Genomic DNA, 21,990 nt, shown 5'->3' on the forward strand with positions numbered 1-21,990 from the left:
AAGGGAGCTTAGCGGGTCGGAACCGGCTTCTCGCCGCGGTAGTCATAGAAGCCGCGCTTGGTCTTGCGGCCGAGCCATCCGGCCTCGACGTACTTCACCAGAAGCGGGCAGGGGCGGTACTTGGAATCGGCCAGGCCCTCGTGCAGCACCTGCATGATCGACAGGCAGGTGTCGAGACCGATGAAATCCGCGAGTTGGAGCGGGCCCATGGGATGGTTGGCGCCGAGCCGCATGGCCGTGTCGATGGCCTCCACCGAGCCCACGCCCTCGTAGAGGGTGTAGATCGCCTCGTTGATCATCGGCAGCAGGATGCGGTTGACGATGAAGGCCGGGAAGTCCTCTGACACCGTCGAGGTCTTGCCGAGCTTGGCGATGAACTCCTTGGCCGACTCGTAGGTGGAATCGTCCGTAGCAATGCCGCGGATCAGCTCCACGAGCTGCATCACCGGCACCGGATTCATGAAATGGATGCCGATGAACTTCTCCGGCCGGTCCGTGGCAGCCGCGAGCCTCGTGATGGAGATCGACGAGGTGTTGGTGGCGATCATCGCGTCGGCCCGGAGGGACGGGCTCAGGTTGGTGAAGATCTTGCGCTTCACCTCCTCGTTCTCGGTCGCCGCCTCGATGACGATATCGCAGGTGGAGAGGTCGTCGTAGGAGCGCGCCGGCTTGATCCGCTCGAGGGCGCCCTGGCGGTCGCCTTCGGCGATGGCTCCCTTGGAGACCTGACGGGCCATGTTGCCGTTTATGGTGGCGAGGCCGGCATTGATCCGCTCCTCCGAGAGATCGTGGAGCCGGACGTTGAACCCCGCGATCGAACAGACATGAGCGATGCCGCTGCCCATCTGTCCCGCGCCGATCACGCCAACCGTTTTGATCTCAATGCCCATCGACCTGCTGCCTGCATCCATCCGTCACAACGGCCGGGCGGAGGCTCCGCCCGGTCCGTCACTATTCCTGACCTTATTACCCGCCTTTGGTCAACTCATCCTTGAGTTCAGGCAGGATCGTGAAGAGGTCGCCCACAAGGCCGTAATCGGCCACCTGGAAGATCGGGGCCTCCTCGTCCTTGTTGATCGCCACGATCACCTTGGAGTCCTTCATGCCGGCCAGGTGCTGAATGGCGCCTGAAATGCCCACCGCAATGTAGAGGTCGGGCGCCACCACCTTGCCGGTCTGGCCCACCTGCCAGTCGTTGGGGGCGTAGCCCGCATCGACGGCTGCGCGCGAAGCGCCCATGGCGGCGCCGAGCTTGTCGGCGATCGGCTCGATATAGGTGGTGAAGTTCTCCGAGGAGCCGAGCGAGCGCCCGCCCGAGATGATGATCTTGGCCGAGGTCAGCTCGGGCCGGTCCGACTTGGCGATCTCCTCGCCCTTGAAGCTCGACACGCCCGGATCGTCGGCGGCGTTCACCGTCTCGATCGCGGCGGAGCCGCCCTCCGCGGCCGCCGGGAAGGCGGCGGTGCGCACGGTGATCACCTTCTTGGCGTCGGTGGCCTGCACGGTCTGGATGGCGTTGCCGGCATAAATCGGCCGCTCGAAGGTGTCTGGCGACACCACCTTGGTGATGTCGGAGACCTGCATCACGTCGAGGAGCGCGGCGACGCGCGGCATCACGTTCTTGCCCTTGCTGGTGGCGGGCGCCACCAGGGCATCGTAGGAGGAGGCCAAGGACACGATGAGCGCGGCCGTCGGCTCGGCGAGCTGGTGCTCGTAAGCAGCGGCGTCGGCCAGCAGCACCTTCTCCACGCCCTCCAGCTTCGCGGCGGCCTCAGCCGCGGCACGGGCGTTGGAGCCGGCGACCAGAACGTGCACGGGGGCGCCGAGCGCCTTGGCTGCGGAGAGCGCCTTGTGGGTGGCGTCCTTCAGGTGAGCGTTGTTGTGCTCGGCAAACAGCAGGGTGGTCATTGTCTTCAATCCTCTCAGAGCACGCCGGCTTCGACTTTGAGCTTCTGGACCAGTTCGGCCACGGACCCGACCTTCACGCCGGCCTTGCGGCCGCCGGGCTCGGCGGTCTTCACCACCTTCAGGCGCGGCGCCACGTCGACGCCGAGCGTCTCCGGCGAAGTCTCGTCGAGCGGCTTCTTCTTGGCCTTCATGATATTGGGAAGCGACGCGTAGCGCGGCTCGTTGAGGCGCAGGTCCGTGGTGACGATGGCCGGGAGCTTGAGGCCCACCGTCTGCAGGCCGCCATCGACCTCGCGGGTCACGTCGATGGAGCCCTCGCCCACATTGACCTTGAACGCGAAGGTGCCCTGCGGCCAGCCCAGGAGGGCGGCCAGCATCTGGCCGGTCTGGTTGGAATCGTCGTCGATGGCCTGCTTGCCCATGATGATCAGGTCGGGCTTTTCCTGCTCGACCACCTTGGCCAGGATCTTGGCGACGGCGAGCGGCTCCACGGCGGCATCGGTCTTGACCAGGATGCCCCGGTCGGCGCCCATGGCGAGCGCGGTGCGGATGGTCTCGCCGGCTTGGCTCGGGCCGATGGACACGGCGACGATCTCGGTGGCCTTGCCCTGTTCCTTCAGGCGAACCGCTTCCTCGACGGCGATCTCGTCGAAGGGGTTCATGGACATCTTGATGTTGGCGAGTTCCACGCCGGAGCCGTCCGGCTTCACCCGGATCTTCACGTTGTAGTCCACAACCCGCTTCACACAGACAAGAAGCTTCATTCGTCCGTCCTCACCAATGGCAGATCCCCGGATATGGCCGAAACCCGGCCCTCCGGACATATAGGAAAAAGGCGGATGGACCGTAGAGCATCGGACCCAAAAGTGGAACCCACTTTTGGGGCTCATCCGATGCTCAATCCTTTAAGAAGCGCATCGTCTTAGCGGAAAACCGGGACCACTTTTCGCTAGCGCGGCCCGCTGGGTCCGCACGATGCGCTGACGGCCAGCATCCGATTGTCAACGCGGCGCTTGCAGTTCCTGCGCCTGAACGCGGGCGAGCACGGGATCGTAGCGACGGCGCATGAGGGGAATGAGAATAGCGCCCACGAGGAAGCCGCCAAGATGGGCGAACCAGCCGACGCTGTCGTCTCCGCCCAGGAACGCCGAGGCGAACTGGAGAACGAACCAGAAGCCGATGGTCCAGTAGGCCGGCAGGTGCAGCGGAATGCCCTTCAGGAAGAGACCCCAGATCTTCACCCGAGGATAGAGGATGAGATAGGCCGCCACCACGCCCGAGACGCCGCCGGAGGCCCCGATCAGGGGGCGGTGCGGCTCCGGGGTGATGTAGGCATGGGCCAGGCTCGCGGCCGTGCCGCAGAGCAGGAAGAACACGACGAAGCGCAGGTGCCCCATGGCATCCTCCACGTTGTCGCCGAACACCCACAGGAACAGCATGTTGCCGATGAGATGAAACAGGGACCCGTGCAGGAAGATGTTCGTGGCCAGCGTCAGCTCCACCGGCACGAAGGGATAGCCCTCGGGCAGCACCTCCGTGCCGAACAGGACCGAGGGGATGAAGCCGAGGCCCCCCACCATGGCATCGGGACCCGGCGGGGCATAGAAGGTGACGAGATAGGCGACGATGCACAGGCCCATCAGGAACCGCGTCGCAAGCGGCGTCTTCATGTTCTTGAGCGGGACGCCGTCGTGAAGCGGGAGGAACATGGCCCTGTTTGCTACCTGTTCTGCCCCGGCACCCAGAGCACGTCGAGCGCGCCCTTGTCGTTGACGTAACGGGAGGCCACAAACAGAAAGTCGGACAGGCGGTTCAGGTACTTCACGGCCTCCGGGGAGACCTTCTCGTCGGGCTTCTCCGTGAGCTCGACCACATGCCGCTCCGCGCGGCGGCAGATCGTGCGGGCGAGGTGGAGCGCCGCGGCGGCAGGCGTGCCGCCCGGGAGCACGAAGGAACGCAGCACCGACAGCTCGCTGTTCAAGCGATCGATCTCCTGCTCGAGACGATCCACCTGGGCTTGCGTGATGCGCAGGGGCTCGTAGGGCAGGGGCTTGCCCGTCTCCACCGTCGCGAGGTCGGCGCCTAGGTCGAACAGGTCGTTCTGGATGCGGCCCAGCATCGCGTCGATCTCGTGGCCGGCCGTGTGGAGGCGGACCAGCCCGATGCAGGCATTGGTCTCGTCCACCGTGCCATAGGCTTCGATGCGCAGGTCGTGCTTGGGACGGCGCCCGCCGGCGGCCAGCGCCGTGGTGCCCGTGTCGCCGGTGCGGGTGTAGATGCGGTTGAGAACGACCATGAAAGGCCTGACAGGTTAGGATTCGCTCATTCTAGATGAAGCATCAGATCCATCCCAAAAGTGCAACCCACTTTTGGGTCCGATGCTCTAGAAGGAATACCCAACCCGCGCGCCGACATTCGTCAAGCCTCTATTCTCGTCCGAGCAGGTTCCGCCATCGGACAGGTGCTCGATGGTCGCCATCACGCTCCAGTTGGCGGAGAGCCGCACGCCCACCGATCCGGACTCGCGGAACAGGGGCGAGCAGCCCACCGTCTGACGGTCCGAGAGCGGATGCGAGGAATCGCTGCCGTTGTGGATGGCGCCGCCGAAGCTGCCTTCCACGAAGATGTTCGGGGTGACGTCGATGGTCCAGGACAGGCCCGCATAGGCGAAGCTGGTGTTGTCGTCGAAATTCAGGCTGCCGCCGAGATGCGGCCGAGGAATGAAATAGCTGGTGAAAAGGTCCGAAGCGGTGAAAGGCTTGTCGAACAGGATTTCGCCGGTCAGGTTGGCCGATCCATCGAGTCCCTCGCGGCCCCACGGATCCTGAGCGGACAATCCGAAACGGAATTCCGAGAGAATGCTCGAGGAAGACGACGTAGGGGAAGTGCCGGCCTGTCGCTTGAAATCGGAGCCCAAAGCACCTGCCGATCCCATGAACAGGACCAGAAGGCTCAGGCCTATGGCCGGGCTGGTGCGCATTAAAAGATCCATAACTCAATAAAACTTAGGCCAACAGGCTACGCCGTCATGGCTAACGATCTCTTAATACAAACCGTGGCGAAAACGTGTCAATACGGAGAAGCTAAGCGGCTCTCCACCAGATAACGCCCATGATGACGATGATGGCGAGAAACTGCAGCAGCACACGCATGCGCATGAGATGCTGCGACCGATTGGCATTGCCGCCGCGCAGCATGTTGAGAAGGCCGAGAAGCAGCACGAAAGCGACAGCGACAACCGCTGTCGGCACAAGCAATTCAACAAAACCGGACATCGTGATTCCATGAGAAGGTTCGGGCGACCGTGGCCCGAACCTGTCGATGAGACAAGAGGTGCGTTTACCCTGATATCAGTTTCTGCGCAGCAGCCGCTCGAAATATTCGAGTTCTTCCTGGGCTCGCGTCGGATCGCCCAGCTTGCGCCGCAATTCCTCCAGAATGCGTTGCGCTCGCTGAGCCGGTGACGCACCGGCACTGGGCACCTCGACGCGTCCGTCGGAGTAATCCCGGTTCCTTAGCGGCCGTCCCAGTGGATCGTTGTTGTTCTGGCCGGCCTGCTGGTTGCCTTGCGGGTTGCCTTGGCCCGGCTGGTCTCCGGCCTGCTCGTTCCCCTGACCTTCGCCCTGCTGCATTTGCTGCATCTGCTGGGCCATGCCCTGCATGCCGCGCCGGAGGCTTTCCAGGGCCCGGCCCTGGGCATCGACGGCAGGGCCGTCTTGGCCCTCCCCGAGGGCGCCCTCGGCATCGCGCATGGCCTGCTCGGCCTCCCCGAGGCCCTGCTCGCCCTGCATGCCCATGCCCTGCATGCGTCGCTGCAGCTCCTCCAGTCTTTCCCTCAGGGCCTGCTGCCGCTGCTTGAGGCCTAAGGGATCCTGATCCTGTCCTCCCTGGCCCTCGGCCTGCTCCTGGCCTTCACCCTGTTCGCCTTGCTGGCCCTGTTGACCTTGCTGACGCTGGCCTCGCTGACCCTGCTGGCGCTGACCATTGCGGTCGCCCTGCTGCATGCGCTGGTTCTGGCCGTTGCGGAAGGTCTCGTCGCGCAGGTTCTGCTGCTCGCGCGCCATGTCCTCCAGGTCCTGCATGGCCTGGTTCATCTCGCGGCCGAGCGGGTCTGTCATGCGGCTGTTGGGCTGGGCGGTCTGCAGGTTCTCGAGGATGTTGCGCAGCTGCTCGAGCAGGCGTTGGGCCTCGGCCACGTCGCCGCGGCGCATGGCCTCCTCCATCTGCTGCAGCATGCGGTTGAGGTCGTTCTGCGAGATCATCCGGTCCGGAGAGCGCTGGTTCTGATCCTGCGACTGCTGCTGGTTCTGCTGCATGCGCTGGGCGAATTCCCGCAGGAACTTGTCCATGGCCTGGCGCAGCTCCTCGGTCAGGCGCCGGATCTCCTCGTCCGTCGCGCCCCGGTCCATGGCCTCCTTGAGCCGGTCCTGGGCCGCGCGCAGCTCCCGCTCCGCATCCGAGAGCCCGCCATCCTCGATCTGCAGCGCCATGGCCCAGAGCCAGTCGGCCACGTCCACCAGATCCTGGTCCGTCCTGGCGACGCGCAGGCGCTCCGCTCCGGTGCGCAGGCCCATGAACACGCCCCATTGCTGCGTGTACTCTTCCGGCGCGATCAGCAGCGCGTCGAGGGCCACCTGCACGCGCTTGCGATCGTCGGGCGCGAGCACCAGGTTGCGCCGCTGCTCCACCAGGGCCTTGGCAAGAGGATTCGTAAAGGGGCGCTGCGGCAGGGTGAAGGTGATCTTCTCGCTCAACGCCTCCTGGCCGGCCTCGTCCTTGGCCTTGAGCTGGATCGTCACCGGCGCGCCGGCCCAGGCATGGTTGGTGAGGTCGACCGGGGACTTGGTGTCCGGCGCATCCTCCTCATGGCTCGGCAGCGCCAGAGCGAGCTGGGGCGCCGGCACGAGGGAGCGGCCCCGGCTGTTGTCGGCCTTCTCCACCACGCCTTCCAGGGTCGTGATGCCGTAATCGTCCTTGCCCTTGTACGAGAGGGTGAAGGTGCCCCGCGCATTCACCTCCGGGGGCGTGGTGAAGGCGATCTCGGGGACCCGGTCGGGAATGGCCTCGATGGTCAGGGTGACGCTGCTGGCGAACCCCGTGCTGACGGTGAGGTCGCTCGAGTCCTTGAGCGTATAGCGCTCCTCGCGCATGTCGGTGCGCTGGCCGGCCTTGGGGGCCAGGGGTGTGAGGCCCTTGCCGGGCTTGACCTCTGCGCTGCCTTCGCCGGCGATGCGGACGACCACCGTCGAGTTGATCGGCGCCCGCAGGCTCTGCCCCCGGGCGAGGTCGATCATGAGCGGTGGGGTGCGGGTGTAGAGGGGCGGGTCGATCCAGCCGTCGATACGGAAGGAGGCGCTGGCCGCCTCGGCGTCGCGCCAGTCGAAGGCCGCGGCGAGGCGTGAGCCGATTTCGGGGCCGGCCACGAAGGCGCTTGTCACCAGGGCGAGCACGCCCGCAGCCCTCAGGGCATAGCGGTCGCGCCGGGGCATGTCCGGCTGCGGCAGGCCCACGCGCATGCGGCCGACGGCCTCTTCCGCGCGCTTGCGATGGAGAGCCCACAGGGCCCGGGTTCCCGGATCGGCCGAGCCCAGGGCAAGGGAATCGTCGAGGACCCTGGCCGGGCCGGTGGCGATGCCCGTCTCCCGGTCGAGGCGGTCGAGCGCCCGCGTCCGGCTCGGCATCCGCAGGCTCAAGACGGGCCAGAGGGACAGGAGGAACGCCGCCGCGAAGAGGCCCAGGCCAATGGTCCGCCACAGGACGGGCAGATCGAGCCAGAGACCGAGCCAGGACAGGGTGAAGAACAAAAGGACGATGGCGAGCGGCAGCCAGAGCCGGGGCCAGGCCTCCTCCCACCAGAGCGACCAGCGCGCATGAGTCACAAGGCGGCCGAACCGCTGGTTCAGGCGGCTCTGCCCAGGCGTCGGGTTCGGGCCTTCGCTCATGTAACAAGTCTCCGCTGCACCGGATGTGCAGACGCCCCCGCAGGGAAGCTAGCACGGCGACCCCGGATAACCAGCGGTCAAATGGGCACGGGGCTTCAAGAAGAGGTGACAAGCCTTCTCCGAAACGCAGCCATGACCCCGGAGTTCGGAACGGAGCGCGATTTCACGCAGGGCGGCGAAACTCCTTGACCATACGGAGCTTCTGGCGCTAAACGGATGCCATAACATAACATATTTTCCGACTTGGGGCGCTATCATGGCTACGCTTGTTCTTTCTTCCTACAGAGTTCTTGAAAATGCACCTGCGTTTACCCTCATCGGCACCTTGAGCGTCACCGGTGACGACATTCGGCCGGGAGAGACGTTCACGTTCGCTCTGGATGACGAGCGCTTCGCCATCGAAGGGAACCTACTGATCGTGAAGGCCGGCGGCTTCGACTTCGAGGGCCCTGAACAGCAGTTCCCGATCAACATCCAGGTCACCGGGAGCCAGAACACGCCAGTCGATGGCACATCCGTGGTGCTCAACGTCGCCAATGTGAACGAGGCCCCCACTGACATCCTCGTGACCGGCGGCACCATCGGGGACAATGCCATCATAGGGGCACCTGTCGCCTTCCTGACCGGAGAGGATCCCGACAGGGGCGACCTGCTGACCTATATGATCGTGGACGAGAACGGCGTCGAGTACGATCATCACCTTTTCGGCATCTCCGGCAATCAGATCGTCGTGAAAAACGAAATCAGCAGTGCCGACGTCGGTTCCAATCCGGTTTACGTCAAGGTCACAGATGCTGGCGGCCTGTTCCATGTGGAAAGAATTACTCTCACTGTTGAGTATGTGAACAAGGCTCCGGAGGTTGATCACATTTTGAGAGATGTACTCGACGGGTCTCCAGGGGGCACTGTCGTCGCCGTCATCAGCGCACAAGACGAAGAACAGGAGACACTGACCTATAGGCTGTCCGAAACCAGTGCTCAGTTGTTCGATCTCATCAATAACAATGACGGCACATACAATGTCGTGGTGAAGCAGGGGCAAATCCTGCGCTCAGCCAGGACGGCCTTTCAGAGCGTCGTGGTTGAGGTTTCCGACACTGCCGGCAACACAACGTCGGAAACGGTCGCTCTCAACATTATCGAGAATCTTGAGCCGGAGGCCAACTTCGAGTTCGCGCCGATCGAACGGATCGCCGGTGCCGGCTCAATCGTCGGAAGGCTCGTCGCCGACGATCCCGAGGGCAAGCCGGTCACCTTCACTCTCTCGAACGAGAGCGCCCAGGTGTTCCAGCTCGTGCGGAATGCGGACGGGAGCTACAATGTCGTCGTCAAAGCCGGCGTCACCCTTAGGCACGATCAGGAGGACGGCAGCCACCAAAGCTTCACGGTAACGGTGTCTGACGGCTTCAACACTCCCTTCGAGGAAACCTTCCAGCTGGAATTCTGGGATAAGGCTCCGGCAGCTTTGTCGGTCGTCCGCGTCAGCGAAGGCATCAGCAGCGGCGTCATCGGCACGGTCACGCCGATGGATGACGACGACGAGATGGTGGACGTGGCCCTATCCGCCGAAAGCGCCCGGTATTTCCGCCTCGTCGACAATGGATCTGGCGGCTACACCATCTCTCTCCGTCCCGGCGTGGTCCTGGACTACGAGAACCCTGCCCATCATGCCATCACGCTGATCGTATCGGATGGCATCAACGCCATGACCAAGACCCTGGCGCTCGACATCATCGATGAGATCGACATCCTGACCGGCACCGCCAGGGCCGACGTCCTGAACGGCACGACTGGACGCGACATCGTCAAGGGTCTGGCCGGCAACGACAGGCTTGCCGGCAATGCCGGAGACGACAGGCTCCATGGCAGCACGGGCAAGGACATTCTGACCGGCGGCTTAGGTCGAGATGTGTTCGTGTTCGACTCCAAGCCGAACAAGAAGACCAATCTCGACAAGATCGTCGACTTCAAGGTGGTGGACGATTCCATCTGGCTGGAGAACAAAATCTTCTCCAAGCTCGGCAAGAAGGGTTCCGAGGCGGCTCCCGCCCAGCTGAAGAAGTCCTTCTTCAAGGTTACCGATAAGGCCAAGGATAAGGACGACTACATCGTCTACAACAAGAAGACCGGCAAGCTGTTCTACGATGTCGACGGATCCGGTTCCAAGGCGGCCGTGGAGATCGCCACGCTCTCCAAGAAGCTTGCGATGACCCACAAGGACTTCTTCGTCATCTGAGGCAGAGAGAACGTCGCCCCTATATCGACGATGAAGGAGAGCCGTTCGGCTCTCCTTTTGCATATTGGCGGGTTCCTCAACGGTCATGGCAAGCCCCCAACGTGGCAAGTCTCCAAGAGGCTGAACTTGGAGGCTGAACTTGGCGCTTCCCTTTTGAGATGCCGGAGCAACCGACCAAGCCCATTCTGCGCTCGAAAAGCGCGGCTCACTTCCAACTGCTCTATTGTTGCATTTGCCTCTTTCAAGCGCGGAAATGGGCGGACATATTCCTAAAGTTGTTATTGATACGTTATATAAATTCCCTAAAGTAGCCTGAGTGACTGCCCGATAGCACCGTCTGGCAGGGCTCCAAGAATGGCAACGAGCTTTGATTTGAGCAGGGGGAACTATGGCCTTTACCGTGTTGCGCAGCGGCGACGAGCAAAAAGTCAACACTCTGACGAAGGGCAGTCAGACCCACCCGACGATTGCCCGGCTTCGAAACCCGGACGGCACTGATGGCGGTTGGGTGGTCACCTGGACCGGGCAGGATGCGAGCGAGACCGGCATCTATATGCAGCGCTACGATGCCGACGGAGTGCCGCAGTTCACCTCCGGCGGCGTCGCGGCCGACCGGCTCGTCAACACGGCCACCGATGGCAGCCAGATCTGGTCGTCGGTGACAGGGCTCTCCGACGGCGGCTGGGTGGTCAGCTGGATCGACAAGGGCACCGATGCGCCAGGCGTGATCCATCAGCAGCGCTACAATGCCCAGGGAGAGGCGCAGTCGGTCACCCCAACCGTCGTGAATCCGGGCTTCCCGGCGGAGGAAACCGAAAACATCGAGATGACCGCCTTGGCCAACGGCGAGTGGCTCGTTACCTGGCAGAGCGGCGACGGATCGAGATACGGGGTTTATCAGCAGCGTTTCAGCGCAAGCGGAGACCCCTTGCTCGATGCAGCCGATCAGCGGGTGAATACCGTCACGGACGGGTCGCAGCGTTACGCCGATGTCGTCACCCTCGCGGATGGCGGCTGGCTGGTCACCTGGGTCGACGGGGACGCGTTCGATCCGACGGCCAACATCCACATGCGCCGCTACGATGCGAATGGAGTCGCATCGTCGGTCGAGGTGGTCACGAACGCGCGGGGCATGCAGACACAGCCGCAGGTGGCGGCTTTGTCCGGCGGCGGATGGCTGGTGGTGTGGTACGGCCTCGGCGCCGACGGATCGAACGACATCTTCCTCAAGCGCTACGATGCAGCCGGTACGCCGGGCGAGACGCAAGTCGTCAATGCCACGACCGAGGGATCCCAGAAGGATCCGCATATCGCCGTGAATACCGACGGGAGCTGGGTGATCACCTGGCAATCCGGCGCAGACGTTTACCAGCGCCGCTATGATTCCGACGGCAACACGTCCGGTCCCGATGCGGTCGTGCCCGCTTGGCTCGGCAGCCAGTCGAACTCGCGTCCGCAGGTCGTCGCGCTCTCGGACGGGCGCTGGGTGGTCGTCTGGCAGAACCTGGATCAGGATGAGTTTCCTGGGAGCGGCATCGCCCAGCGGATCTTCACCCCGGTCGCCGTGGAGGCAGTGACGGATGTCGCGGAATATGCGACCGGCACCGTCGACGACGATACTTTGAACGTCGAGCAAAACGGCCTGTCGCTGGGCGACATCCTCGATGGAGGCGGCGATGACGACGTCGATACCCTCCAGATGACCTGGACGGGAACCATCGACCTGACGTTGCCGACCGAGCTCCTCCGCTTTGAGGCCCTGGTCGGAACGGTCGGCGACGACCGCATCATGACGGATGCTCACCGGATCGTGCAATTCGCAACAATCGATGGCGGCGCCGGAAACAACGACGTCCTGGAGCTTTTCACCGGCGACAATTACAGCCTGCGGAACAAGACGATCACCGGCATCGAGAAGATCCTCCTGTCGGATTACGTCAACTACAAAGTGACGGTCGACAGCGTCGCCACCGCCCTCCTCATCGACGGCAGCGCGAGCTCCGGCGACACGGTCCGGATCGTAGACACTCGGAGTCTCACCACAGACGAGCTGATCCAGCTCTTCAGCCAGGGGGTAGACGTCATCATTGACAGCAACGGCCAGCACACCAATGCCCTGCCGCAGGTCGCGGGCTTCAACGGCGACCAGAGCAGGGCCCTGGTCGGCGGAATGACCCTGCTTGACACTGGTGCCGCTGCCGGCGTCACGGACGATCTGGACCGCTTCCGGTCGCTTGAGGTCCAAATCACGAACCGGGTGGCCGGCGAGGACCGTCTCATGCTCATCGAGCAGGATGGCGTGACGATCGCCGGAAACCAGGTTTCCGTGAACGGAACGCTTGCCGGCACGCTGCAACGCGATGGATCGGGCGCAGCCGGGCTCCTGATCGCCTTCTCCGCCGATGCCACGGAGGCCATGGTCTCAAGCATCGTGCGCGCCCTGGCCTACGTGAACACCGCATCGGGCAGCTTCGTCGTCAAGCAGCGCAACATCGCGGTGACGCTCACGGATGCGGGCGGCGCGCAAAGCACCCATGACGTGCAGGTGGACATCGCGCTTCCGACCGGAGGTCTCGAGAACAAGGCGCCCACGGTCGACGGGACGCCGACGGGTGTGGTGCAGGTTGCCGACACCGGACTGATCTCGCCCTTCGCCAGCATGGTCCTGCACGACCCCGACGGTGATCGTCTCACCGTCACGGTATCCTTCGACAAGGAGAAGGGAAGGCTCATTCCGCAGGCCGGCGTCAGCTACGATCCTGACACCGGTATCTATACGATCGAAGGCTCGGCACCTTATGTCACGCAGGTTCTGAAGACCCTTCAGTTCGACCCGAGAGACCGGAACGGGCCGGTCGGCCAAGGCGAGGAAACCACCTTTACGGTCACGGTCAGGGATGAAGGCCCGGGGATAAGCACGCAGGTCAGAGTCAATGCCGTGATCGCCGACCGACCGCCGTCGCAGCCGACGCTGTCGAACAACAGCGTCGACGAGTTGGCGAAAGACGGGACACCAATCGGCACGCTCGCCGCGCAGGACAGCAACGGCCAGGCCGTCACGTACTCGCTCGTGGGCGCAGGCGATGCGCCCTTCGAGATCGTTGGCAACGAGCTTCGGGTGACGAAGGGCATCGCCCTCGATTACGAGCAGACGAAAGCCTACACCTTCACCATCCGGGCTTCTGCCGGCGGGCTCTCCAATGACCGCGTCGTGACGATTGCTGTGAACGACGTCGGCAAGGAGACGACAGGCGGCAGCGCTTCCAGCGACGTGATCAAGGGCGGTGCCGGGCGGGACAACCTGGGCGGCGGCCTCGGCAATGACGGGCTCTGGGGCGGCCTCGGCAACGATGTGCTCAAGGGCGGCAAGGGCCGGGACGTCTTCGCCTTCGACACCAGGACGAACAAGAAGACCAATGTCGACAAGATCCTCGACTTCAAGGTCAAGGACGACTCGATCTGGCTCGACAATGCGGTGTTCACCAAGATCGGCAAGGGCTCGGAGACGAAGCCCGGCAAGCTCGCGAAGGCGATGTTCTGGAAAGGCAAGGAGGCGCACGATGCCTCCGACCGGATCATCTACGACAAGAAGTCCGGCGCGTTGTACTACGATGCGGACGGCACGGGCCGCTCGGCGCAGGTGAAGTTCGCCACCCTCAAGAAGGGACTCTCGCTCACCGAGAAGGACTTCTTCGTGATCTGAGCGGAGACCGCGACCGACAAAAAAATCCCGGCGTGAACAGCGCCGGGATTTTTTGTTTCGGTGAAGGGCCGATACCGTCAGCCCAGCCAGCCGGGAACGCGGTCGAGGCCGATCAGGTCGTCATAGGTGGGGCGGGGGCGCACCACCGCATGGTCGTCGCCGCGCACCAGCACCTCGGGCACGAGCAGACGGGTGTTGTAGGTGTTGGCCTGAACGGCCCCGTAGGCGCCGGCCGTCATGATGGCGATGAGGTCGCCGGCTTTCACCTGGGGCATGTCGCGGGAGAGCGCGAGATAATCGCCGGTCTCGCAGACCGGGCCGACCACGTCGGCGACGATGCGCGGCGTGTTCGCAGAGGCTTCCGCCACCGGCTTGATGTCGTGATGGGCCTCGTAGAGGGTCGGGCGGATGAGGTCGTTCATGGCCGCATCGACGATCACGAAGGGCTTGTCCGCTCCTTCCTTCACGTAGATCACCCGGGCGACGAGCACGCCCGCATTGCCGGCGATCAGGCGGCCCATCTCGAACACCAGCTTGAGGCCGAGGTCCTTCGTGTGGCGCTTGATGATCGCGGCATAGGCCTGCGGATCGGGCGGCGGCTCGTTGTCCTCGCGGTAGGGCACCCCGAGGCCGCCGCCGAGATCGATGTGGTGCAGCTTGTGGCCGTCTGCCATGAGATCGCGGGCGAGCTCGGCCAGCAGCGCCGTGGCGTTGTCGTAGGGCGCGAGATCCGTGATCTGGCTGCCGATATGCATGTCGACGCCGGTGACCGCGATGCCCTTCAGGGACGCCGCACGCGCATAGACCTCGCGGGCGCGGGCAATCGGGATGCCGAACTTGTTCTCGGACTTGCCGGTCGAGATCTTCGCATGGGTCTTGGCGTCCACGTCCGGATTGATGCGGATCGAGACCGGCGCGCGCATGCCCTTGGATACGGCGACTTCGGAGATCGCCGCGAGTTCGGGCTCCGATTCCACGTTGAAGCACAGGATGCCGCTGTCGAGCGCAAAGGCCATCTCGGGCCTCGTCTTGCCGACGCCGGAGAACACGATGCGTTCGCCCGGCACGCCGGCGGCGAGCGCCCGGCGCAGCTCGCCCTCGGAGACGATGTCCATGCCGGCGCCCAGGCGTCCCAAGGTCTTGAGCACGGCCTGGTTGGAATTCGCCTTCATGGCGTAGCAGACCAGCGCATCCGTGTCGGCGAAGGCCTCGGCGAAGACCCGGTAGTGCCGCTCCAGGGTCGCGCTCGAATAGCAGTAGAACGGGGTGCCAACCTCGTCGGCGAGGCGGCGCAGATCGACGCCCTCCGCATGGAGGACGCCGTCACGATAGGCGAAATGGTGCATTGAAAAGGCCTAAAGCAGCGGATCGAGAATGAAGGGTTTGTTCGGGATCGTGTAGCCCTGGCGCGGTGAGGAGCGGGGCGTCCCGACCGGGGAGGGCAGGGTCGAGTCGCTGACCGTGCTCGCCGGCTGCGCCACGGGCGCCGTGGCGCTCGGCGGCGGCTCGAGCGCGCCACGGCGGCCGCAGGCCGAAAGACTTAAAACAACAAGGCCCGCAACCAGGACCGCGCGGGAAAGGGACAGGCTGGACGACATCAGGAGGCTCCGAAACGTGGCCGCACCATAGCGAGAACTGATTTCAGATGCGAGGGGCAAGGTGTGGAAGACGACAGGCTAGGCCGCCACAGGATTGTGACCTGCCAACCGGAGCCGTTTCGCCATTCAGGACTTGAGGCCGGCACCGAAAAGCGCCACATCACGGGCGATGTCGAACGCAGCGAAACCCCGAAAAACCTGGCTTGTGGGCCTGGCGGCTCTTCTCCTCACTGGCGCCGGCGCCGCCTGGTACGGCCTGGCGCCCCGCGATCCCCAGGCCGCCGGCGTGGCCGAGTGCCGGGCCTCCAAGGAAACGACCGAGCGGCTGAAGCCGCTCGCCAAGGGCGAGGTAGCGGCCGTCGGGGTGAGCAGCGCCCCCAAGCCGCCGCCGGTCATCGCCTTCACGGGGCCGGAGGGGCAGCCGATGAGCCTTGCCGACTTCAAGGGCAAGGCGATCCTGGTCAATCTCTGGGCGACCTGGTGCGTGCCGTGCCGGGAGGAGATGCCGGCCCTCGACAAGCTTCAGGCGGAGCTGGGCGGGCCCGATTTCCAGGTGGTGGCCATCAACGTGGACACCCGCAACCGCGAGAAGCCGAAGGCCTGGCTCAAGGAAAACGGCATCGCGAACCTTGCCTATTTCGCCGATCCCGAGGGCAAGCTCCTGCAGGTCCTGCAGAAGTCGGGCCATGTGGTCGGCCTGCCGACCACCTTCGTGGTCGATGCGTCGGGCTGCGAGATCGCCCTGCTGAAAGGGCCGGCCGAGTGGGCCTCGCCGGATGGCATCGCGTTCATGAAGGCGGCGCTGAACCGGTCTTAAGCCGGGAGGCCCCCGCCGTCGGGAACGCCCGGCATGCCCGAGAAGGCCGGCTTCAAGAGCCGCCAGGGCCGGTCCATGGCGCCCTTGGCCTCGCCGCGCTGGAGCCGGCGCGGGGTCCCGTCGGCCATGATCTCTTCGATCAGCAGGAGGCCCAAGGCCTGCAGCATCACGGCCGCTGCCTTGGTGGCGCGGTCGTCGGCCCGCAGCGAGAGGGAGCCGGAGGCATAGACCCGCTCCATCAGGCTCCTGGGATGATGCGCTACGGCCGCGCGCGGCTTGAAGGCGACGACGTTCGTCTCCGGTTCCAGCATGAAAAGCCCCCAATGCGAGCCGATGCATTCTGTTTGTTGTGCGCAGCGGCTTCGATTCAGTCAGAACGACTATTGTGCCGGAAACGGGGCCTTGGGCGGAATGCGACATAAGACGCCCCCCGCTTTGGAGGGGCATGCCGAAAAAGAAAAAGGCGGGGCATCGGCCCCGCCTCGATGGATCTGGCAGTTCGCGCCGGTCAGGCGCTCTGCTGAACCTGAATGCCCTTGTCGGCGAAGAGCTGCTGCAGCTCGCCGGCCTGGAACATCTCGCGGGTGATGTCGCAGCCGCCGACGAACTCGCCCTTCACGTAGAGCTGGGGAATGGTCGGCCAGTTGGAATAGTCCTTGATGCCCTGGCGGACGGTCTCGTCCTCGAGCACGTTGACGCCCTTGTAGGGCACGCCGAGGTAGTTGAGGATCTGGACCACCTGGCTCGAGAAGCCGCACATGGGGAATTGCGGCGTGCCCTTCATGAACAGCACCACGTCGTTGGACTTCACTTCGTTGTCGATGATCTGGTTGGCGTCGGCCATGGATGTCTCCTTCGTCCCGGCGGTCAAGGCGTCGGGCTTATCTCAATTGTCGGGTGCCAGCGTCGTCAATGCAAGGGCGTGGAGGGTGCCGCCCATATGGCCCTGCAGCGCCGCATAGACCATCTGGTGCTGCTGAACCCGCGACTTGCCCTTGAAGGCCGAAGACGTGACCGTGGCGGCGTAGTGGTCGCCGTCGCCCGCCAGATCCTTGACCTCCACGACCGCATCCGGCAGGGCGGCCCTGATCATGCTTTCGATCTCATGGGCATTCATTGGCATGAATCAAACTCCTCAGGACCTTCCGGTCACGCTTTGCCGGTCATGTAGTTCGGCAGCCAAGCTTCGTGGGCCGCCTTCAGTTGCTTCACGGATATGGCCTGTTGCCCCGGCAGAATCAACGCGTCGCCGCCCGTGAGGCCCAGGGTCACTGCCGGAATGCCGATGGCGCCGGCCTCGTAGAGGATGTCGGCCGCCACGTCCTCGTCGACCGCGATGAGGTAGCGGGCCTGGTCCTCGCCGAACAGGAAGGCATGGAGGGACAGGCCCTCGGGGAAGGCCGTGATCTCGGCGCCCACACCGCCCGCCATGGCCATTTCGGCCAGCGCCAAAGCGATGCCGCCGTCCGAGACGTCGTGCACGGTCTTCACCTGACCGGAGCGGATGAGCTGGCGCACGAAATCGCCGTTGCGCTTCTCTTGGAGCAAATCCACCGGCGGCGGAGCGCCTTCCTCGCGGCCGCAGACGTCGCGCAGGTAGATCGACTGGCCGAGCCAGCCTTGGCTGGCGCCGATGAGGATGATCGCCTCGCCCTCGCGCCGGAATGCCAGGGAGGCGTGCACCGTCACGTCGTCGAGGAGGCCGACGCCGCCGATGGCAGGGGTCGGCAGGATGCCCTGGCCGTTGGTCTCGTTGTAGAGCGAGACGTTGCCGGACACGACCGGGAAATCGAGCGCCTTGCAGGCCTCCCCGATGCCCTTCACGCAGCCGACGAACTGGCCCATGGATTCAGGCCGCTCGGGGCTGGCGAAATTGAGGTTGTCGGTGATGGCCAGCGGCAGGCCGCCCACGGCCGTGATGTTGCGCCAGGCTTCGGCCACCGCCTGCTTGCCGCCCTCGAACGGGTCGGCCTCGCAATAGCGCGGCGTCACGTCGGTGGTGAGCGCCAGGCCCTTCGGCCCGTCCTCGACGCGCACGATGGCCGCGTCGCCGCCGGGCGTCTGCACCGTGTTGCCGAGGATCAGGTGGTCGTACTGCTCCCACACCCAGCGCTTGGAACACTGGTCCGGCGAGCCGACGAGCTTGAGCAGCGCCTCGGCCTCGGACATCGGCGCCTTCACGTTGTCGGGCGCAATCACCGGCAGCTTCGGGCTCTCCACCCAGGGGCGGTCATAGAGGGGAGCCTCGTCGCCGAGTTCCTTGATCGGCAGGTCTGCCTTCACCTCGCCCCCGTGCTTGATGACGAAGCGCAGCGTGTCGGTGGTCTTGCCGATCACCGCGAAGTCAAGGCCCCACTTGTGGAAGATAGCCTCGGCTTCCTGCTCCATGCCGGGCTTGAGCACCATGAGCATGCGCTCCTGGCTTTCCGACAGCATCATCTCGTAGGCGGTCATGCCCTCCTCGCGGCAGGGCACCTTGTCGAGATCGAGCTCGATGCCGAGATTGCCCTTCGCGCCCATCTCGACCGCGGAGCTGGTCAGCCCGGCCGCGCCCATGTCCTGAATGGCGATGACGGCGCCCGACTTCATGAGCTCGAGGCAGGCTTCCAGCAGCAGCTTCTCGGCGAAGGGGTCGCCCACCTGCACGGTCGGGCGCTTCTCCTCGGACGCGTCGTCGAACTCGGCCGACGCCATGGTGGCGCCGTGAATGCCGTCGCGGCCGGTCTTGGAGCCGAGATAGACGATCGGGTTCCCGACGCCGGTGGCCTTCGCGTACCAGATCTCGTCCGTGCGGGCGAGGCCCACCGCCATGGCGTTGACCAGGATGTTGCCGTTGTAGCGCTTGTCGAAGCCGACTGAGCCGCCCACGGTCGGCACGCCGAAGGAATTGCCGTAGCCGCCGATGCCCGCCACCACGCCCGAGACGAGGTGCGGGGTCTTCGGGTGATCCGGCTCGCCGAAGCGCAGGAAGTTCAGCGCCGCGATGGGCCGCGCCCCCATGGTGAACACATCGCGCAGGATGCCGCCCACGCCCGTCGCCGCGCCCTGATAGGGCTCGATGAAGGACGGGTGGTTGTGGCTCTCCATCTTGAAGATGCAGGCGAGCCCGTCGCCGATATCGATCACGCCCGCGTTCTCGCCCGGACCCTGGATCACCCAGGGGGCCTTGGTGGGCAGGCCGCGCAGGTGGATGCGCGAGGATTTATACGAGCAGTGCTCGTTCCACATGGCCGACACGATGCCGAGCTCGGTGATGGTCGGCTCGCGGCCGATCAGGTTCACGAAGCGCTCGTACTCATCGGGTTTCAGCCCGTGCTCCTTGACCAGCTCCGGGGTGATGGCGACGTCGTTGCGGATCATCGGGGTCTCGCTTCTTTCATTCTCCCGGGAGGGAGAGAATGGAACAATCAGGTGTCCTCATCCTGAGGAGGGCCTGCAAGGCCCGTCTCGAAGGACGAGGACACCGGGTCCGAAGAGCGCTGGAGACGCCCTCGTCCTTCGAGACGCTTCGCTCCTCAGGATGAGGGCTGCTGGGGCGTCTCGTCCCCGCTCTTGGTATCAAGCCGCTTTCGAAAAACTCGACACGAGGCTCTCGAACAGGCCGCGCCCGTCGGTGCCGCCCACGAGATTCTCAACCAGGTTCTCCGGATGGGGCATCATGCCGAGCACGTTGAGCTTGGTCGAATAGATGCCTGCGATGGAATTCATCGAGCCGTTGCGGTTGGCGTCCTGGGTGACGTGGCCCTGCGCGTCCGCATAGCGGAAGGCCACCAGGCCCTCGCCCTCGAGCCGCTTCAGGGTCTCTTCGTCCGCCGTGTAGTTGCCCTCGCCATGGGCCACGCAGACATCGATCGCCTGACCCTTGACATAGGCCTTGGTGAAGGCGGTGTCGTTGCGCTCGACCCGCAGGAACTGGCGGTGGCAGATGAACTTCAGGTTCGCGTTGCGCATCAGGATGCCGGGAAGAAGCCCTGCTTCGCACAGGATCTGGAACCCGTTGCAGACACCGAGCACGAGGCCGCCGCGGGCAGCATGCGCCCGCACCGCATCCATCACGGTGGCGCGTCCGGCAATCGCTCCGCAGCGCAGGTAATCGCCGTAGGAGAAGCCTCCGGGAAGCACCACGAGATCAGTGCCCTTCGGCAGGTCGGTTTCGGCGTGCCAGACCTTCTGGGCGTCGGAGCCGGCCAATGTAAGAGCCCGGACCATATCGCCTTCGCGATTGGAGCCGGGGAAGACGATGACGGCGGATTTCATGCTTTTCGCCTCACGCGATCTCGACGCGATAATTCTCGATGACGGTGTTCGCCAAGAGCTTCTCGCAGGCGGCCTTGAGCTGGGCTTCGGCCTGAACCTTGTCGGCGGTTCCGAGCTCGATGTCGAAGACTTTGCCCTGGCGCACGCCATCGATTCCCTCGACGCCGAGGGACTTGAGCGCGCCTTCGATGGCCTTGCCTTGGGGGTCGAGAACGCCGTTCTTGAGGGTCACGGTCACACGCGCTTTCATGGAGGCCTCGGGCTGTTTCAAGATGTGCCCCACGCCATAAAGGCAAAGGCTTCAAGAAACAACGGCCTAGGAGCACGATCCGGTGAAGTGGGGGCCGGTTCACCGCAAGATCGTGCGACAAGCAAAAACCTCAGGAGCCCAGTTCGCGGGCAGCGACCTGCTTGGCCGTTTCACGCACGGCATCCTGGACTTCGCCGATCACCAGCACGACGGACAGGCCCTCGCCCTCGCGCCGGCCGATAGCCGCGCCGTAGGCCGGGCGCTTGCTGCCGTCGGCCGGGGCGAGATCGATGGCAAAGCCCGGGTAGCGGCCGTCCGTCAGGCGCTCGACCGTGATGTGGGTCCTGACCGGCTTGTTCCGGCCCGCCGGCGAGCGCAGGGCGCGGGCCAGGCGTTCCGGGTCCTTCAGGACGGCTTCCGTGATATCCGCGTCCTTTCCCGTCAGGCGCACGACGCTGACGGCAAGGCCAGGGCTGCATTCAGGCGGGGCGCAGAAGGCCAGCGCGACCGGCTCCGACCGGTCCTCGGCCAGCCATTTGCGCAAGGGGAGGGCATCCCAGGACGAATCGACCGCGAGGCCTGCCACCTGCCGGGGAATGTAGCCGCAACTGGCGACCGCGAGGGCGATGGTCAGGACCGGAAAGAAGGAACGCAACAGGCGCAGGAGCATGGCCCTATCTATGCGCGAAACAGGCCGGGAGGGGAAGCGCTTCGAGCCCCGGCGGTGCCGTTCTCAGCCGTCATCCCGGACGCAGCGCAGCGGCGATCCGGGATCGGGTGCAGGATAGGGCGCAGGAACCCTCTCCCCTCTGCGGGAGAGGGGAAGTCCTCATTCGAACGCGGCCCCTCTCCCGGTCCTTCGGACCACCCTCTCCCGCTGAAGGGGAGAGGGAACACCATGGCTAATGTTCTCATTTTGTTCTTGACAGGTGTGCCAAGCTCGGCTATATCGTTGTGCATTCCCGCCCTTCGAGGGGCGCGCTCGCGAGGCGTCGCAGAGGTGGGGTGGGGAGCGGTCCCGCCGCAGGTCTCGCACACCTGTGATCGCGGGTGGCCGATCCTGGCTCTGACCAGGTCCGCTGAAACAAACCGCGCGTGACGAGCAGCTTGGCTCTTCCATTCACCATCACATAGCGAGCCGGGCTGCCCGATGCGCCACCCTCGACTGACCTTCAGGCTCGCAGCACCCGCTGCGGGCCCACAGGTGCTGGCTCTTTGACAGAGAAGTCATCCCGGACGAAGCGCAGCGGAGATCCGGGATCGCGCAAACCAGCCTTGG

General features: G+C 64.6%; 20 protein-coding genes. 3 read left to right on the forward strand and 17 right to left on the reverse strand.

The genetic code is table 11. The annotated features are described in order from the left end of the window. Nucleotides 1-8: 8 nt before the first annotated feature. The 8 genes from JAO75_RS16725 to JAO75_RS16760 all read right to left on the reverse strand — a co-directional run bounded on the left by JAO75_RS16725 (nucleotide 9) and on the right by JAO75_RS16760 (nucleotide 7,850). Nucleotides 9-890, reverse strand: coding sequence for a 3-hydroxybutyryl-CoA dehydrogenase (locus JAO75_RS16725; protein ID WP_199050272.1), 882 nt, complete (start codon nucleotides 888-890; stop codon nucleotides 9-11). Between the two features lie 76 nt (nucleotides 891-966). Beyond that, nucleotides 967-1,908 (reverse strand): electron transfer flavoprotein subunit alpha/FixB family protein, encoded by a 942-nt coding sequence (locus JAO75_RS16730; RefSeq protein WP_199050273.1) that lies wholly within the window; start codon nucleotides 1,906-1,908, stop codon nucleotides 967-969. A 14-nt stretch (nucleotides 1,909-1,922) separates the two neighbouring features. Beyond that, nucleotides 1,923-2,672 carry an electron transfer flavoprotein subunit beta/FixA family protein gene (locus JAO75_RS16735; RefSeq protein WP_199050274.1) on the reverse strand — a complete coding sequence of 250 codons (750 nt, stop codon included), beginning with the start codon at nucleotides 2,670-2,672 and terminating at the stop codon, nucleotides 1,923-1,925. A 237-nt stretch (nucleotides 2,673-2,909) separates the two neighbouring features. Further along, a complete protein-coding gene (locus JAO75_RS16740) occupies nucleotides 2,910-3,617 on the reverse strand; it encodes a rhomboid family intramembrane serine protease (RefSeq protein ID WP_199050275.1) in 708 nt (235 codons plus the stop codon). Nucleotides 3,618-3,628: 11 nt separating this feature from the next. Further along, nucleotides 3,629-4,204 (reverse strand): cob(I)yrinic acid a,c-diamide adenosyltransferase, encoded by a 576-nt coding sequence (locus JAO75_RS16745; protein ID WP_199050276.1) that lies wholly within the window; start codon nucleotides 4,202-4,204, stop codon nucleotides 3,629-3,631. 87 nt (nucleotides 4,205-4,291) lie between these two features. Further along, complete coding sequence (locus tag JAO75_RS16750) at nucleotides 4,292-4,888, reverse strand: acyloxyacyl hydrolase (RefSeq protein WP_199050277.1); 597 nt, start codon at nucleotides 4,886-4,888, stop codon at nucleotides 4,292-4,294. A 103-nt stretch (nucleotides 4,889-4,991) separates the two neighbouring features. After that, on the reverse strand, nucleotides 4,992-5,183 hold the full coding sequence (locus JAO75_RS16755; protein ID WP_199050278.1) for a twin transmembrane helix small protein: 192 nt from the start codon (nucleotides 5,181-5,183) through the stop codon (nucleotides 4,992-4,994). A 75-nt stretch (nucleotides 5,184-5,258) separates the two neighbouring features. After that, on the reverse strand, nucleotides 5,259-7,850 hold the full coding sequence (locus tag JAO75_RS16760; protein ID WP_199050279.1) for a TIGR02302 family protein: 2,592 nt from the start codon (nucleotides 7,848-7,850) through the stop codon (nucleotides 5,259-5,261). A 256-nt stretch (nucleotides 7,851-8,106) separates the two neighbouring features. On the opposite strand from JAO75_RS16760, the gene JAO75_RS16765 reads away from it, so the two are divergent. Both JAO75_RS16765 and JAO75_RS16770 read left to right on the forward strand, forming a co-directional pair. Further along, nucleotides 8,107-10,086 (forward strand): calcium-binding protein, encoded by a 1,980-nt coding sequence (locus tag JAO75_RS16765; protein ID WP_199050280.1) that lies wholly within the window; start codon nucleotides 8,107-8,109, stop codon nucleotides 10,084-10,086. Between the two features lie 388 nt (nucleotides 10,087-10,474). Next, nucleotides 10,475-13,789, forward strand: a complete 3,315-nt coding sequence (locus JAO75_RS16770; RefSeq protein WP_199050281.1) for a cadherin repeat domain-containing protein — start codon at nucleotides 10,475-10,477, stop codon at nucleotides 13,787-13,789. Between the two features lie 77 nt (nucleotides 13,790-13,866). Here the strand turns inward: JAO75_RS16770 and lysA are convergent, their stop codons facing one another. Next, on the reverse strand, nucleotides 13,867-15,135 hold the full coding sequence (gene lysA / locus JAO75_RS16775) for a diaminopimelate decarboxylase (RefSeq protein WP_199050282.1): 1,269 nt from the start codon (nucleotides 15,133-15,135) through the stop codon (nucleotides 13,867-13,869). Nucleotides 15,136-15,144: 9 nt separating this feature from the next. After that, nucleotides 15,145-15,387, reverse strand: coding sequence for an LPS translocon maturation chaperone LptM (gene lptM, locus JAO75_RS16780; protein ID WP_199050283.1), 243 nt, complete (start codon nucleotides 15,385-15,387; stop codon nucleotides 15,145-15,147). A 169-nt stretch (nucleotides 15,388-15,556) separates the two neighbouring features. Between lptM and tlpA the strand changes: the two genes are divergently transcribed. Then, a complete protein-coding gene (gene tlpA, locus JAO75_RS16785) occupies nucleotides 15,557-16,204 on the forward strand; it encodes a thiol:disulfide interchange protein TlpA (protein WP_199050284.1) in 648 nt (215 codons plus the stop codon). On the opposite strand, the gene JAO75_RS16790 is transcribed toward tlpA, so the two are convergent. The 7 genes from JAO75_RS16790 to JAO75_RS16820 form a co-directional block, all read right to left on the reverse strand. Beyond that, the gene (locus JAO75_RS16790) at nucleotides 16,201-16,515 is read right to left on the reverse strand and encodes a hypothetical protein (RefSeq protein WP_199050285.1); all 315 of its coding nucleotides are present in this window, start codon (nucleotides 16,513-16,515) and stop codon (nucleotides 16,201-16,203) included. The two genes, tlpA and JAO75_RS16790, sit on opposite strands and share 4 nt — an antisense overlap. Nucleotides 16,516-16,712: 197 nt before the next feature. Beyond that, entirely contained in the window at nucleotides 16,713-17,048 is a 336-nt protein-coding gene (gene grxD, locus JAO75_RS16795; RefSeq protein WP_199050286.1) for a Grx4 family monothiol glutaredoxin, read from the reverse strand. Between the two features lie 42 nt (nucleotides 17,049-17,090). Then, nucleotides 17,091-17,327, reverse strand: a complete 237-nt coding sequence (locus JAO75_RS16800) for a BolA family protein (protein WP_199050287.1) — start codon at nucleotides 17,325-17,327, stop codon at nucleotides 17,091-17,093. A 26-nt stretch (nucleotides 17,328-17,353) separates the two neighbouring features. Beyond that, nucleotides 17,354-19,564, reverse strand: coding sequence for a phosphoribosylformylglycinamidine synthase subunit PurL (gene purL / locus JAO75_RS16805; protein ID WP_199050288.1), 2,211 nt, complete (start codon nucleotides 19,562-19,564; stop codon nucleotides 17,354-17,356). A gap of 198 nt (nucleotides 19,565-19,762) precedes the next feature. After that, nucleotides 19,763-20,461: a phosphoribosylformylglycinamidine synthase subunit PurQ gene (gene purQ, locus JAO75_RS16810; RefSeq protein WP_199050289.1), complete on the reverse strand. Its 699-nt coding sequence runs from the start codon at nucleotides 20,459-20,461 to the stop codon at nucleotides 19,763-19,765. A gap of 10 nt (nucleotides 20,462-20,471) precedes the next feature. Beyond that, nucleotides 20,472-20,711: a phosphoribosylformylglycinamidine synthase subunit PurS gene (gene purS, locus JAO75_RS16815; RefSeq protein WP_199050290.1), complete on the reverse strand. Its 240-nt coding sequence runs from the start codon at nucleotides 20,709-20,711 to the stop codon at nucleotides 20,472-20,474. A 130-nt stretch (nucleotides 20,712-20,841) separates the two neighbouring features. Beyond that, nucleotides 20,842-21,381: a hypothetical protein gene (locus JAO75_RS16820; RefSeq protein ID WP_199050291.1), complete on the reverse strand. Its 540-nt coding sequence runs from the start codon at nucleotides 21,379-21,381 to the stop codon at nucleotides 20,842-20,844. Between the last annotated feature and the right edge of the window lie 609 nt (nucleotides 21,382-21,990).

It is taken from the genome of Microvirga splendida (genome assembly GCF_016427565.1).
In the GTDB taxonomy this organism is placed as follows: domain Bacteria; phylum Pseudomonadota; class Alphaproteobacteria; order Rhizobiales; family Beijerinckiaceae; genus Microvirga; species Microvirga splendida.